Origin of the sequence: Sphingobacterium sp. CZ-2, assembly GCF_004526235.1 — a bacterium.
Lineage (GTDB): Bacteria > Bacteroidota > Bacteroidia > Sphingobacteriales > Sphingobacteriaceae > Sphingobacterium > Sphingobacterium tenebrionis.
Genome location: NZ_CP038159.1, coordinates 630709 through 646195, shown reverse-complemented (window position 1 = coordinate 646195; position 15487 = coordinate 630709). Strand labels below are relative to the sequence as shown.

Sequence of the window (15487 nt, the reverse complement as noted above, 5' to 3'; positions counted from 1 at the left end):
AACGTAGTTCATAATATATAGGTTCACCCATAAATGCTGAAAATTGTTGTTAATATCATGGTATTTTTGACTATTTGACTGCTTATTTTCGTACAGGTTTAATCCTTGTTTGGGACTCAGGTTTAAAATATTCAGATAACTATAAGCAATTTCAAAATTCATATTATTATTTAGATTGGTGGAAGGCACATATCCGTTATCAACACTGGGGCGTATAATAGTTGTATCGATCAAGTTTCATAGGAAAAGGATATTTGCAATATTAGGAATGGATAATATAACAGATGTTATTATCCAAAATTTACAAAAAAAATTATTTTTAATAACATCCCAAATAATAGAAAAAGAAGGTGACTTTTTAGACACCTCTATTGACTTTTCATTTCCTCTCCTTTAAAACACGGATTTTTTTAAATAACTTCTTTTAAAAATCCTGCCACATATTCTCCGGGTCGTATGGAACTCGATTTAGTCCTATATCGTCCCAAGATTTATACTTATAATTCCTGCTAATAGAAATATAGTAAGACCATCTCCAAAAACATAACGGATTGATTTTATAAAGACGAAAGACTTGTTTGTCTGCATCGGAAGGATTTGTTTCTTCTATGAAACGATTTATTGACCAGTTAGTCAAATAAGGATCCTTAAATTCAAATGACTCCTCTCGTGTAAAGGATGCATTCGAATTAGAATATCTAAAAGGATCATTTCCATCTATCATCAATAAAATGTTCTTGTTGATTATTGGTAAGTTTACAATGATGACAACGATTGCTAGGGTTACAAAAATAAATTTCCATTTCATAGTTTGTTCTAATTGGTCTTGGATCAATTACGAGATTCCTCTCCGATTCCACTGGCTACAGCGTTTTTTGTTTGAGTCAAAGACTCGGACTATTGGATAGAAGCACTTTGAATTTTATGTTTGCCATAAAAAACCCCGCCATTTTTTAATGACGGGGTTATTTCTTTAAGACATCTTTTTTAGACAGCCCCTGCTATCCGACATACATCTAATGTCTAATATCTATCATCTATAATCTAAAAAAAACTACAAATGTATCACTTCGCCATAAGCATCCGCTACGGCTTCCATGATTGCTTCACTCATGGTAGGGTGAGGGTGAACTGCTTTCAACACCTCATGACCTGTACTTTCCAATTTACGCGCAACAACCACTTCGGCGATCATTTCCGTCACATTGGCACCGATCAAATGCGCTCCTAAGAACTCACCATATTTAGCATCAAAGATCACTTTCACAAAACCATCTTTTGCACCTGCTGCCGAAGCCTTACCTGATGCAGAGAATGGGAATTTACCTACTTTAATATCATATCCAGCTTCTTTCGCTGCTTTTTCGGTAAATCCTACAGAAGCAATCTCTGGAGAACAGTACGTACATCCAGGGATATTGTTGTAATCGATTGGATCTACATGCATACCTTTGATTTTCTCCACACAAGTGATACCTTCTGCAGAAGCCACATGCGCCAATGCCTGACCTTTAACGATATCACCGATCGCATAAACACCATCGATGTTCGTTTTGTAGAAATCATCCACTACCACACGGCCTTTATCGGTTTTAACACCAACTTCCTCTAATCCTAGGTTCTCAATATTTGGCGTTATACCAACTGCAGAAAGAACAATCTCTGCTTCGATAACCTCCGTACCTTTATCCGATTTGATGTTCACTTTGCATAGATCACCTTTGGTATCTACCGACTGAACTTCCGATTTGGTTAGGATGTTGATACCCGCTTTTTTCAAGGATTTTTCCAATTGTTTGGATACTTCCTCATCTTCCACAGGAACAATTCGGTCCATGAATTCCACGATGGTCACTTTCGTACCGATCGCATTATAGAAATAGGCAAATTCAACACCGATAGCACCCGAACCTACAACCACCATAGATTTTGGCTGTTGTGGAAGGTTCATCGCTTGACGGTAACCTATGATTTTCTTTCCATCCTGCGGAAGATTAGGTAACTCTCTAGAACGAGCACCTGTGGCTAAGATCGTATGTTTTGCAGTGTATTCCTTGGTAGAACCATCCGCAGCCTTAACTTCAATCTTTCCGCCTTTTTTAATTTTCGCAGTACCCATGATCACATCGATCTTGTTCTTTTTCATCAAGAACTGGATCCCTTTGCTCATGCCGTCTGCTACACCACGACTTCTTTTTACGATGGCACCGAAATCGGCTTCTCCGCCATTTACTTTAATACCATATTCTTCAGCATGGTTCAAGTATTCGAATACCTGAGCACTTTTTAACAATGCTTTTGTAGGAATACAGCCCCAGTTAAGACAGATTCCACCTAATGCGTCACGCTCGATAATGGCTGTTTTGAAACCCAATTGAGAGGCTCTGATGGCAGCTACATAACCGCCCGGTCCACTACCAATAACAATAATGTCGTAATTCATAAATATTAATTGTCGTTATGTTTGCAAATACAATTCTCAAAAGTACGCATTTTTTTATTTATATGTCATTTCGCAGTCAATCCTTTCCCTAGGATTTCGTTTAGAATCTCCTTTTGCCTTTCTTTGCGCTGACTAATAGAAATTTATATGTTACGTATCTTTCAACAGGTTGCTCTTTGGGAAGCAATCTCTACCATTATCCTTTTCTTTGTTGCGATGCCCCTGAAGTATTTTGCCGGAATCCCCGAAGCGGTTCGTGTCGCAGGTTCTATCCACGGTTTTCTAGTGGTCCTATTCGTGATCCTATTGCTGGCCTGTTGGCAGACCTACAATTGGAAATTTTCACGCGTCGTGAAGTATTTTGTCCTGAGCTTGATTCCGATCATCTCCTTCTGGGTAGAAAAGGATCTTAAAAAAGAAATTGCGGTTCAGAAGGCTGCTTAAGATTTTCTAATCCCTTTTCTTTTCATCACTTTCAATGCCCATATAGGCATAAGTGATTTCTGTTTTACCATGCGGAGTAGGATTGCCGTCTTTATCCAGGTTCACAAATACGAGCCTATCGATGGAAAGAATGGTCATCCTACTTATTTTATTTCTAACCACACAGCGCATGGTCAGGGAGGTCCGTCCGAAATTGGTCGCTTCGATCCCCAATTCGATGATATCCCCCTGTTTGGCAGCACTCTCAAAATTGATCTCCGAAATATATTTCGTGACCACATGGGGGTTGCCCAATTGTACTATGGCGTAGATCACCGCCTCCTCATCGATCCATCTTAATAAAGTCCCTCCAAATAAGGATCCATTAGGATTTAAGTCTTCTGGTTTGACCCACTTTCTGGTATAAAAGTTCATGTTAGACTGGTCTTAAATTTACAGGTTAATATACATATTCTTTCTTAAACACTTGATTCGAGATAAATGTACGGTTTTAGCATACTGAAAGTAATATTTAAGTGCATAAAGGCACTTACACCTCACTTACACCTCACTTACAATCTACTTTCACTCCGAACCAAATAGGTAAAAAAAGCCCCCAAAAGCATAACCTTTGGGGGCAATATAAATGTTATAAATTTTGAATCTTAGCGGATTAAGCGTGGATTGCTCGGTTGGAAGTAGCTGCTAATGCGGCTTCTTTTAAGGCCTCTGTAAAAGTAGGGTGAGCATGACAGATTCTACCGATATCTTCTGCAGATGCACGGTACTCCATTGCTACGACTGCTTCAGCGATCATATCTGCCGCACGAGGGCCGATCATGTGAACACCTAATACCTCATCAGTATCCGCATCAGCCAAAACTTTGATGAAACCATCGGTATCACCAGAAGCTTTCGCACGTCCAGAAGCTTTGAAAGAGAAGCTTCCAGCTTTGTATTTTTTACCTTCTTCTTTTAATTGCTCTTCGGTTTTACCAACAGATGCTACCTCAGGCCATGTGTAAACAACACCTGGGATCAGGTTATAATCGATATGTGGTTTCTGACCAACGATGCGTTCAGCCACATAGATGCCTTCATCTTCTGCCTTATGAGCCAGCATAGCTCCTTTAACCACATCACCGATCGCATAAACACCTTCCACTGAAGTTTCCAAATGCTCATTAACCGGGATTTTGTTTCCGCGTTCTTCCGGAGTGATGCCGATGTTTTCCAATCCTAGACCAGCCGTGTAAGCTGTTCTACCAACCGCAACGATACAGTAATCACCTTCGATCACTACGTTCTGTCCTTTGGCATCTTCAGCAGTAACCGTTACTTTTTTACCTTTAACGCTAGCGCCAGAAACTTTATGTCCCAATAGGAATTCCATGCCTAGGTTTTTCTTCAATACACGTTGAAGTTCTTTTCCTAAACCAGCATCCATTGTAGCGATGATCGATTTTGCATATTCCACAACAGTTACTTTTGAACCTAAACGGGCATATACCGAACCTAATTCCAAACCGATTACTCCACCACCGATCACGATCAGGTTTTTAGGAACTTCGGTAAGGTTCAAGGCTTCTGTAGACGTGATGATACGTTTCTTGTCAACTGGTAGGAAAGGTAATGCCGTAGGTTTAGAACCTGTAGCAATAATGATGTTCTTTCCTTTTATTTCTTCGGTTGAACCATCTTCTTTCGTGATTTTGATCGTGTTCTTGTCAACAAATGATCCCACACCTTGGAAGCTGTCGATTTTGTTTTTCTTGAATAGGTAGGTAATACCTGCAGTATTTTGAGCAATAACATCGTTCTTACGATCGATCATTTTTTTGATATCCAACTTCAGGTTGCTCAAGCTGATACCATGTTGTTCAAAATTATGAGCGGCATTGTGATAATGTTCTGAAGAGTCTAACAAGGCTTTCGAAGGAATACAGCCAACATTTAGACAAGTACCACCAAAAGTGCTGTATTTTTCAATTACGGCTGTTTTTAAGCCTAATTGTGCACAACGGATAGCGGCAACATAACCACCAGGACCACTACCGATTACGATTACGTCGTATTGCATAGAATATGTGTTTGATTATCCTGCAAATTTAATATTTAAATGTCTATTAAGCGAAGCAATTTTAATAAATTGAAGCTCAAACGTATGCATGGAATACAAGAAGGGAGCCTTTTTACCAAAGACTCCCTTCTGCTTGTTTTTTTTGAAAAAAGGTTCTGCGATTATTCCGCTACGATTTTACCTTTCATGATACCGAAGTGACCTGGGAAACTACAGATATAATCGTATACACCTTTCTCAAGGGTAACGGTGATTTTATCTTGTTCGCCTGGTCCTAATAATTTCGTGTGTGCCACGATGGAAGATAATGCAGATTTAGGGATATATTCACTATCCGCAGCCTGTGAAGCTTCGCCTCCGAAAGTAGTTACATCTACGCCTGGTTTCAAGATCACCAAGTTATGGCCCATAGCCTCTTTTGGTTGAGAACCTACATTTTTCAACGTCAATTCTACTGGCTCACCAGCTTTAACACGAATCAAATTGATATTGAATTGCATTTGGTCATTACCTTCTACGGTCCATTGGTTGGAAAGTGTTACATTTTCAATTCCAGGAACGGTAGTTTCTGCAGGAGTAGCTTCAGTTGTAGTTGAGGTTTCGGTTGAAGCTGTGTTGTCTTCTTTTTTCTCACTGTTCCCAGCACATGATGCCAATCCCATCGCTAACGCTAAAGCAGGAACAAAAAATAATTTCTTCATAGCTAATTGTTATATATTTTATACGAATTTACTATTAATAATTCATTTTAAAGAGCTAAACCCTTTTTAGGGTGTCATATTCATGTTTTTATTTTTGGTGGTCACGGCGATAATTTTTTGATACAACTCAATGGGGTCAAAAGGTTTGCCGATCACGCCATCAGCACCGGCTCTGAAAGCGGCTGCCTGTTCATGTTCGAGTACGGAAGCGGAGATCGTAATGATCGGGATTCCGTGTTTCTCAGGGATGCGGTGGTTCTTGATTTCTTTGATCGCCTCAAAGCCGCTCATGATCGGCATGTGCGTATCCATAAGAATCAGGTCAAAATGCTGTTGTTCCACTTTTTCAACGGCCAATTGTCCGTTTTTCACGATATCCACCTCACAGTTCCAGCTCCTCAGCATATGCGCCAACATAAAACTGTTCAGCTCATTATCTTCCGCCACCAATACCTTCAGGTTGTCGAATTTCGGAAAACTGTTATAAGTAGGAACATCCTTGCTACTATCTTCAATTTTATGGTTGGAAGCTTCAAACCAGCCTTCGAAATGAAATTCCGAGCCTTCACCATAAACACTGCTTGCGCCTATGTTTCCGTTCAGCAGGTTAGCCAAGCGTTTTACAATCGCCAAGCCTAATCCAGTCCCACCGAATTTTTTGGTGATCCCATCGTCTGCCTGCTCGAAGGCCATAAAGATCTTATCGACCGAATCCTCTTTGATACCGATTCCGGTATCTGCTACGGTAAACCGTAATCGGTAGTTCTGGTTTTTCTGCTCTTGAACTTGAACCCTCAATTCGATCTTTCCTTTTTCCGTAAACTTCAGACTGTTCGAAATAAAATTGCTGATGATCTGTTGCAATCGTAAAGAGTCATAGCGAATGAATTGGGGTATTTTTTCATCGGCAACAATAGAAAAATCCAGGTGTTTATGGTTCGCCTTGATCTTGAAAATGCGATCTATATCCTCGATCATCTTGGTTAGGCTGAAATCTTCGAATTCAATCTTCAGCATGCCGGAATCGATCTTGGAAAGGTCTAAGATGTCGTTGATGATGAGTAGGAGCGATTGGGAGGCATTGTCTAACCTTTTTAACCAATCGCGTTGTTCAGCCGTTAATTCCGAACTCTTGAACATGTGCATGATTCCCATGATGCCATTGATGGGCGTTCGGATTTCATGACTCATATTGGCCAAAAAGATCTCTTTTGATTTTCTTGCCTGAACCGCTTCTTCTTTTGTTTTCAGCAATTCAATCCTGGACTCTTCCAGTTCTTTGTTCTTCAGTTTCAGTTCCTGTTGGATCAGGATCTGTTGAACAAAGGATTTTACTTTTGCAATGGTTATTTCCGGATTCAAGGGCTTGTAGAGGTAATCTACCGCGCCACTTTCCAATCCTTTCAGCAGGTATTTATCCTCCTTGGAAATCGCTGTGACCATGATGGCCATAATATGGCTCGTCTTGGGGTTCGATTTCAATAAGGAGACAAATTCAAAACCATTGATCTCAGGCATCTGAACATCCACTAGTGCAATGGAAATATCATCCTTCCAACAGATTTTGAGCGCCTCGTTGGGGTCGGTGGAACTGATGATATTTACATGTTCAACATCCTGCAATAACGCATGTAAGCTAATGATATTTTCTTCTTTATCGTCTAATATCAAAATGTTGATTGGTTTCATGTCTTTATGATGAAATTGAATTAAAATAGTTTACTATTTCTTCGTTTGATAATACTTTTACATTTTCGGAGCTGGCGATGCCACCTTTGGGCATGGTGTCTATGACTGCCTCTGAAGGGTCCTGGACATAACAGGTTGCTCCGGCATCCAGCAAAGCCTTGAATCCATTTGCGCCGTCATTGTTAGCCCCGGACAACAAAAACCCAATGGCCTTTGGTCCATAGACCTCTGCTACGGATTCAAAGAAAACATCAATGGAAGGCCTGGAGAACTGCACAGGTTCCGAAACATCCAATGAAAAATAATGATCCGGTTCTACCAGGGTATGATAACCTGGGGGTGCAAAATAAATGCAGTTTGCCAGTATCGGATATTTATCTTTTATCGAAATCACCTCCCTGTTCAATCGCTTGGACAAGCTCGATTCGATCTTTGTTTCGTATTTGGAATTTCTATGCAACACGATGACAATGGCCGCGGCAAACGTGGCTGGAAGATGGTCAAGTATGTCCACGATCAGCTCATAGGCTCCTGCGGATCCCCCAATGACAATGATATGATTGGCGAATGATTCCATCTTACTTGATCTTTTGATAAATGTTAAATTCCTTGTCGACCACTTTAAAATTCTCCATCACCGGATGGCGAAGGATGGTTTCCTTGGTGCCGAGACACAGGAAGCCAAATAAAGCCAATGATTCGTAGAACAGGTTGATCACTTTTTCCTGGAGTTTCAGATCAAAATAGATCAACACGTTCCTGCAGGTGATCAGTTGAAATTCATTGAACACCTGATCACTTGCCAGGTTATGGGTTGAGAAAAGGATGTTCTTGCGAAGATCATGGTTGATGATCGCGGCATCATAGCGTGCGGTATAATAATTGGAAAGGCTTTCTTTCGAGTTATACGCATTGAAATTGTCCGAATATTCCTTGAATTTCTTCAAGGGGTAAATGCCTTTTTTGGCGATGTCCAATACCTTGCTATTGATATCTGTTCCATAAATGAACGAACGATCATAAAGGTTGTTTTCTTTTAACAAGATGGCCAAAGAGTAGACTTCCTCTCCGGTTGAACAGCCAGCGCTCCAGATTTTGATACGCGGAAATGTCTGCAGGTAGGGCAGGATCTCCGAGGCTAATCTGTTGAAGAAGCCAGGGTCTCGGAACATTTCCGTCACATTGACCGTGACTTCCTGAATGAAGAATTGTTGAAACCCGGGAATGTTGATGACCGCATTTTTGAGGTCCACAAAATCCAGGGCTTCCAGGTTCATGATCCGTTGTATCCTCCTTTTGAGGGAAGAACGGGTGTATCCCGACAGATCGAAATCGGATACATTTTTCAATAAGAAAATCAGCTCCTCAATCTCCGGAAAACTGATGTCATAAGAGTTCCTTAACTCAGCCATACTTGCATCAATGATACCAAACGATCCAAATCGATCGGTTTACTCACATAATCATTCGCCCCCAATTCAATCGATTTTTCTCGATCACCTTTCATCGCTTTAGCAGTAACTGCAATAATGGGTAAATTATTGTGTTTTTTATTTTTTCTTATTTCCTGAATGGCCTCATAACCGTCCATCTCCGGCATCATGATGTCCATCAGGACAATATCAATCTGCTTATCTGGATTCTCTACCGCCTGCACGGCCTCCAGGCCGTTGTTCGCGATTTCAATCTTCATCTTATATTGTTGTAGCGAAGAGGTCAAAGCGAAAACATTCCGCATATCATCATCCGCAATGAGAACTGTCTTGTTTTCCAATACACTTGTTCCATAAGATTCTGATGATACCAGTTTTTCGGGGTTCTTGATCGGATTATAGGCTGGTGTCGATAGTTTATTCAGAAACAGGTTAACCTCATCAATCAATCTATTGTTTGATTTACTGGATTTCAACACCATCGATTGGGTATGCCTAAGGATCTTCTCCGTTTGTTCTGCACTCAGGTCGTATGCCGTATTGATGATCACCGGTAATTTCTCGTACTTCGGATTTGATTTGATTCGATCCAGCATTTCCAGACCACTACCATCTGGTAGTTTAACATCCAAGATGATGCAATCCAGGTTCTCTTCCTCTTCCAGTTTTTTCATGCCGGATTCGATCGTAAAGGCTTGGATCACATTGATGTTTTGCTCGGCAAAAGCCTTTTTGATCAGATCGCTCTGGAATTCCTGGTCTTCGATCAACAGGATCTTTTTAAGTTCCTTATTGATATTTAGATGGATGGTTTCAAATGCCAAGGCTATACTTTCCTCGTTCACCGGTTTTGGCATAAACCCAATGGCTCCAGATTCCAGGAAGTCTTTCTTATCGAAATTCGCTGCCGACATCATGTGGATCGGGATATGCTTGGTGGTTTTATCGTTCTTCAAGGTTTTTAGTACTTCCCATCCATCTGCCAAAGGTAGCATGACATCCAAAATTATGGCATCAGGCTGTTTCTGTTTGGCCATTTGAATTCCGGCAACACCGTCATACGCATTCAAGGTGTCGAAGCCATATTCTTCTGAAAAGCTTTTTAATATATCCGCAAAATTGATGTCATCCTCAATGATCAGGATGCTCTTTGTTTGACGGTTTTTTGGAAGTTCCATCTTTGCATCTTCCGATCCTTGGCGAATATTCTCTTGCTTTGCTGTTGCTTTTGTTTCCTGGCTGGTGCTTTCTTTGCTGGCTTCTTTTGTAGGAGCAGGCATTTCTTCTTTATTGATCTCCGGTATGTAAGGGATGATCAGACTAAAGGTACTACCCTGTCCAATCTCACTCTCGAGGGTGATCCTCCCATTAAGTAGGGAAGAGATTTCCCTGGAAATGGACAGGCCAAGACCGGTTCCGCCATATTTTCTGCTGGTGGAGCCGTCCTCTTGTCGGAAAGCTTCAAATATGAGGGATTGTTTTTCTGGAGATATACCTATACCGGAATCCTTTACAGCGAAATGGACGTTTCCACTTTGTTGGAAGATCTTTAGGGTAATGCTTCCTGATTTTTCAGTGAATTTGAAAGCATTAGAAAGGAAATTTTTAAGGACCTGTTCCAACCTGTATTCATCGGTAACAAACTGTTTAGGTGCTTGTTCAATGTCTATCTGGAAGTTGATGGATTTTTCTTTTGCCAATTCCTTGAACAGGGATTCCATATTGCTGCTGAAATCCTGGATGCGGATCAGATCTTTCTGCATCTCCACTTTACCGGACTCTATTTTCGCCAGGTCTAGCAATTCATTGATCAGCTGTAGAAGATCAGAGCCGGCATTATGGATCACCGAGGCATATTTCACCTGTTCGGTATTCAAGTTTTCTAGTTTATTATCCTGAAGGAGTTTCGCCAGGATGAGTATACTGTTCAAAGGAGTTCGTAGCTCATGGCTCATATTGGCCATGAATTCAGATTTGTACTTACTGGCCAATTCCACTTCCACGATCTTCTGTTCCACAATATTGTGGGCTTCATTCAACTCCAGGTTCCTTCTTTCCAATTCTGCGGCTTTAACATTTAGTTCCTTGTTCGCTTGGGAAAGTTCTTCCTGCTGTACGCGGAGTTCCTCTTCCGAGGCTTCTAAAAGATTGGTTTTATAGACCAGCTCTTCATTGGTAATACGGAGTTCCTCTTGCTGGGCCTCCAGTTCTTCGGTCTGTCTTTGGGTTTCCGCAAGCAGCTCTTCGACCAAGGCATGGTTCTGGCGTGATTGAAGTGCAGAACCGATGGATCTTGATGTACGGGTCAGGTAATTAAGGATGCTCTCCACTCTGTTTTTAGGGAAAGAGCCTATAATTTCTATAATACCTATACAATAATCCTCATATACGATAGGAAACAGAATAGCATCTGCATCCATGTTCTTGATGGTCCCTGTTTGGATATTGGTTTTAGAAATATCCTGAACGGGGATGATCTGATGTTTCTTGTTGGCTGCTACAGCTCCTAGGATGCCCTCATCCAAGATAAAGTTTTGAATGGTTTCCTTGTTATGTAAACCGATCGAGCTTTTTAAGATAAACTCATAGGAATCAGTTTTCCGGACATAAAACGCGGCTGCAAAGAAATCAAGGACTTCCGACATACCGTTGAGGGCGGTTTGGGCAATGGCTTTTTCACTTGGGAGGCCATTGATCTGGTTATGGATCTTGGAAGAATTCTGAAGTACCCAGTTCACGTCCTCCAATTGTTCGGCTGTTTTTAACAGGTTCTGGTTCAGTTCCCTTTCCTTATTACCCGTTTTTCGCAGGTGAGCTAAGATACGCATGGTTTGTACCACCACAAAAAGTACCACGATCAACGAAAATAGCCCCAGAATGATGGTGATATACCTGGAGGTAGTCAATTCATCATTTCGTTTCTTGATTTTTTCTTTCCGAAACTCGATGATCTCATTGGTCAATTTATTGCTTGTTTCTACAATCCTTGCCTGCTGATCGGCAATTTTCAATAGCATATCGGCCTGGATGTTCGAAGCATTAATGTTATTCAGGGCAAAAAGCTCTTGCGAATAGGCTCGAGCATCCTGTGTGGCATCCAATTTTCGATCTATCAATTCGTTCGGTGTATCCAAAACCAATAGGCTTTTTTGAATGGCATTCCTCAATTGATCCTCAACAAGAGGATCGGTGTTTTTTTCAAGGTTTTTATATTTTGAGAATTTCTGGATATTGACTTCCCAATCCTGGATGGCATTGAACTTCTCTTGGGACAAGGCCATATAGTTATTTACCGTATCGCTGTACCTGCTCTGGCTTGCCAGAAAATACCAAAAAGAGAAGATGATTATGACATATGCTATAATAATACTAGCAATAAATTGCCATCTTAAGAAGCTGAGTTTGTTCATGTTCTAATAGGGGATATGCTGTTTTGTTCACTTGCAAAAGTCTACATTTTTGTTTAAACTTTTACTTTAATGGGTTAAAAAATTAATAATAAGCCTTTTGAACGAAAAATATTCTCCTCTTTTTTATTATCTTTAGTACCGTTGGAAATTATTAATCTTATATAAATGGAAGCTCCTGTACAATTAGTTTTAATTATTGTAGGTTCGGTAATCGGATTTTTTGTTTTACTCTATCTGCTACCCCTAAATTTGTGGTTTACCGCACAATTATCAAATGTAAAAATTAGTCTGTTGAATCTGGTGCTGATGCGTCTACGGAAAGTAAGTCCGGCATTGGTGACCAATGCGATGATTACTTCGACAAAAGCCGGCTTGAAGATCTCCTCCAATGAGATAGAAACCCATTATCTTGCTGGTGGAAATGTGAATAAAGTGATCAAGGCGTTGATTTCAGCGGATAAAGCAAATATTCCTTTGGATTTTAAATTAGCGACCGCGATTGATTTAGCAGGTCGTGACGTATTTGATGCGGTCCAGTTGTCTGTAAACCCCCAAGTCATCAATACGCCTCCGGTAGCTGCTGTGGCGAAGGATGGTATTCAGTTGATCGCTAAAGCCAGGGTTACCGTTCGTGCAAACATTAACCAATTGGTTGGTGGTGCAGGTGAGGAAACCATTTTAGCTCGGGTTGGAGAAGGGATCGTAACGACCATTGGTTCTTCCTTGAACCATAAAGAAGTGTTGGAAAATCCAGACCGCATTTCAAAAACAGTATTGTCTAAAGGACTGGATTCAGGTACCGCCTTTGAAATCTTATCGATTGATATTGCGGATATCGATATTGGTGAAAACGTAGGGGCGAAATTGCAGACGGATCAGGCCGAAGCGGATTTGAAAGTAGCGAATGCAAGGGCAGAAGAACGTAGGGCAATGGCTGTGGCTACAGAACAGGAAATGCGCGCGAAGGCTCAAGAAGCAAAAGCCAAGGTTATTGAAGCAGAGTCACAAGTGCCTATGGCCATGGCAGAAGCATTTAGAAATGGTAATCTGGGTATTATGGATTATTACAAAATGCAGAATATCCAAGCGGATACTGATATGAGGACATCGATTTCAAAGCCTAACGGGCCAGAGAAGAAATAAGAAAAAACCCTGACGATGGGCGCCAGGGTTTGATACTAACCAATTATAAACCTAAATTATGAAAAGACAATGTTAAAAATTCGCTGCATTGGATTTTTATATCCTTTCTTATGCGTTGAATTATAGTACAAAGGTACATCAGAAAATTATAAAATCAAGAGAATTGCCATAAAAAGTTGCAGTTGCAACTATAATCTGACAATTCTCTGATTTATGTGTTGTAACTGATAAAACAATGTCTTATTTTGATTAATTCCCTGCCCTTTGCTGCCAAAAAGATTGCTTAAATTTGGAGCAAAGAAATGTTATGATCTTCCAAAAGCTATTATCAATTAAAGCAGTTGTACTCGATGTGGATGGAGTAATGACTGATGGATCTCTCCAGGTCTCTGAAGAAGGGCATCAATTACGGACTTTTTATGTAAAGGATGGTTATGCTATGCAATTGGCCATCAAACGGGGTCTTCCCATCTGGGTTATTTCAGGAGGTCGTTCCAAAGGGGTTCAATCCCGAATGGAAGGACTTGGAATAAACGAGGTGCATATGGGGGTAGCTGATAAATTGACTCTATTGAAGGAATTAATGGGGAAATATAGCTTGGAAAAGGAAAACCTCCTGTATATGGGTGATGACCTTCCGGATTATGAAGTCATGCAAGCGGTAGGTTTTGCCTGCTGTCCTTCAGATGCTGTGGAGGAAATCAAAGAGATCTGCCATTATATGTCACCATTCGCCGGAGGTAGGGGAGCTGTTCGCGATATCCTGGAAAAAACCATGAAACTGCAAGGGAAATGGAGTGTGGAAACGACCATTAAAAGTATCTGATGATTTTACAGGAAAAATTAAGATCCGTCGACATCGTGCTAGGATCAAAATCACCACGGCGGAAGGAGCTGCTGGCGAGTATGGACTTGGACTTTGAGATAGAAGTTCGGGAGACTGATGAAACAGTAGATCCGAATCTAAGCCCTTTGGAAGTGGTGAAGCAGATCGCCAAAGAAAAATTAGCAGCATTTAGTGAAGACTCCTATTTTGATAAGTTGCTGATCTGCGCGGATACAATTGTGCTGGATTCCGATGGGAAGGTCTTGGGAAAACCAAGCGATCTAGAGGAAGCAAAAGCCGTTATCAGGCAATTGGCCAATAACCTGCATTATGTCTATACGGCAGTAGCTCTTTCCTATAAGGATTATCAATACTCATTTGTGGAAGAAACCAAGGTTTGGTTTTCGGATCTAAGTGAGGAGGAGATCAGCTATTATGTAGAGAAATACAAGCCCTTGGACAAGGCGGGGTCCTATGGCATCCAAGAATGGATTGGTAGGATAGGGATCGCAAAAATAGAAGGTTCGTATGAGAATGTGATCGGTCTTCCGACGGCCAGATTGCAGGAAGAATTAAAGAAGATATTTTAAGTTTAATACTAAAAAAAAACCGCTAATCTTATTTGAAATTAGCGGTTTTTTGGTTTTAGCTGACCAATAGTTTATATCCTTTTCCATGTACATTGACGATCTCCACATTCGGATCTTCTTTCAGGTATTTTCTTAGTTTACTCAAGAAAACATCCATACTCCTTCCGGTGAAGTAATTATCATCATGCCATATTTTTATCAGGGCTTCCTCACGGGTCAGTACATCATTTTTCTTCAGGCAAAGCAAGCGGAGCAGTTCAGCTTCTTTGGTGGATAATTTCTGCTGTTGACCTTTGTAGGAAATGATCTGACTCGTATAATCAAAGAAATAATCGCCGATCTCAAACTTGTCGGAAACCTCTTCTTCCTTATCCTTGGATGCGCGTTTCAATAACGCATTGATCCTTAATAATAGTTCTTCGACACGAAAAGGTTTAGTGATGTAATCATCACCTCCAAGCTCGAATGCCTGGGTTTTATCTTCCATCATCCCTTTTGCTGTGGCATAAATGATGGGAACAGTTTGATCAATCTTTCGGATATCCTTTCCAAGGGAGAAGCCATCTTTTTTAGGCATCATCACATCGAGGATGCAAAGGTCGAACTCGTCCTTTCGGAATGCATCCATGGCCTCTTGACCATCAACACATAATACGACTTCGAACTTGCCTTTCAATTCTAAATAATCTTTCAGGAGTTCCCCCAAATTTGGGTCGTCTTCTGCTAATAATATTTTTTGGTTCATAAAT

At 40.7% G+C, this 15487-nt stretch carries 14 protein-coding genes; 4 read left to right on the top strand and 10 right to left on the bottom strand.

Annotation, left to right across the window (positions count from 1 at the left end; translation table 11 throughout):
• Positions 1–424: 424 nt before the first annotated feature.
• Both E3D81_RS17170 and lpdA (E3D81_RS02885) read right to left on the bottom strand, forming a co-directional pair.
• Positions 425–808, bottom strand: coding sequence for a hypothetical protein (locus E3D81_RS17170; protein WP_099366974.1), 384 nt, complete (start codon positions 806–808; stop codon positions 425–427).
• Between the two features lie 246 nt (positions 809–1054).
• A complete protein-coding gene (gene lpdA / locus E3D81_RS02885; RefSeq protein ID WP_099366975.1) occupies positions 1055–2443 on the bottom strand; it encodes a dihydrolipoyl dehydrogenase in 1389 nt (462 codons plus the stop codon).
• Between the two features lie 147 nt (positions 2444–2590).
• On the opposite strand from lpdA (E3D81_RS02885), the gene E3D81_RS02880 reads away from it, so the two are divergent.
• Complete coding sequence (locus tag E3D81_RS02880) at positions 2591–2887, top strand: DUF3817 domain-containing protein (RefSeq protein WP_099366976.1); 297 nt, start codon at positions 2591–2593, stop codon at positions 2885–2887.
• Positions 2888–2893: 6 nt separating this feature from the next.
• Here the strand turns inward: E3D81_RS02880 and E3D81_RS02875 are convergent, their stop codons facing one another.
• From E3D81_RS02875 to E3D81_RS02845, 7 genes are all read right to left on the bottom strand, one after another.
• Positions 2894–3301, bottom strand: coding sequence for an acyl-CoA thioesterase (locus E3D81_RS02875; RefSeq protein ID WP_099366977.1), 408 nt, complete (start codon positions 3299–3301; stop codon positions 2894–2896).
• A gap of 238 nt (positions 3302–3539) precedes the next feature.
• Positions 3540–4946, bottom strand: coding sequence for a dihydrolipoyl dehydrogenase (lpdA, locus tag E3D81_RS02870; protein ID WP_099366978.1), 1407 nt, complete (start codon positions 4944–4946; stop codon positions 3540–3542).
• 161 nt (positions 4947–5107) lie between these two features.
• Positions 5108–5647, bottom strand: coding sequence for an azurin (locus E3D81_RS02865; protein ID WP_099366979.1), 540 nt, complete (start codon positions 5645–5647; stop codon positions 5108–5110).
• A 66-nt stretch (positions 5648–5713) separates the two neighbouring features.
• Positions 5714–7336: a response regulator gene (locus E3D81_RS02860; RefSeq protein ID WP_134776323.1), complete on the bottom strand. Its 1623-nt coding sequence runs from the start codon at positions 7334–7336 to the stop codon at positions 5714–5716.
• A gap of 4 nt (positions 7337–7340) precedes the next feature.
• A complete protein-coding gene (locus tag E3D81_RS02855; protein WP_099366981.1) occupies positions 7341–7913 on the bottom strand; it encodes a chemotaxis protein CheB in 573 nt (190 codons plus the stop codon).
• Between the two features lies 1 nt (position 7914).
• Complete coding sequence (locus tag E3D81_RS02850) at positions 7915–8748, bottom strand: CheR family methyltransferase (protein WP_134776322.1); 834 nt, start codon at positions 8746–8748, stop codon at positions 7915–7917.
• The gene (locus E3D81_RS02845; RefSeq protein WP_134776321.1) at positions 8736–12179 is read right to left on the bottom strand and encodes a response regulator; all 3444 of its coding nucleotides are present in this window, start codon (positions 12177–12179) and stop codon (positions 8736–8738) included. Before E3D81_RS02845 ends, E3D81_RS02850 begins: the two co-directional genes overlap by 13 nt.
• Before the next feature lie 165 nt (positions 12180–12344).
• Here E3D81_RS02845 and floA point away from each other — a divergent pair, with 165 nt between their 5' ends.
• The 3 genes from floA to E3D81_RS02830 all read left to right on the top strand — a co-directional run bounded on the left by floA (position 12345) and on the right by E3D81_RS02830 (position 14738).
• Positions 12345–13322, top strand: a complete 978-nt coding sequence (gene floA / locus E3D81_RS02840; RefSeq protein WP_099366984.1) for a flotillin-like protein FloA — start codon at positions 12345–12347, stop codon at positions 13320–13322.
• 307 nt (positions 13323–13629) lie between these two features.
• Positions 13630–14148 (top strand): KdsC family phosphatase, encoded by a 519-nt coding sequence (locus E3D81_RS02835; protein ID WP_099366985.1) that lies wholly within the window; start codon positions 13630–13632, stop codon positions 14146–14148.
• Complete coding sequence (locus E3D81_RS02830; protein WP_134776320.1) at positions 14148–14738, top strand: Maf family protein; 591 nt, start codon at positions 14148–14150, stop codon at positions 14736–14738. Before E3D81_RS02835 ends, E3D81_RS02830 begins: the two co-directional genes overlap by 1 nt.
• Positions 14739–14793: 55 nt before the next feature.
• Here E3D81_RS02830 and E3D81_RS02825 read toward each other — a convergent pair whose 3' ends face one another.
• On the bottom strand, positions 14794–15483 hold the full coding sequence (locus E3D81_RS02825) for a response regulator transcription factor (RefSeq protein WP_180268482.1): 690 nt from the start codon (positions 15481–15483) through the stop codon (positions 14794–14796).
• Positions 15484–15487 lie beyond the last annotated feature (4 nt).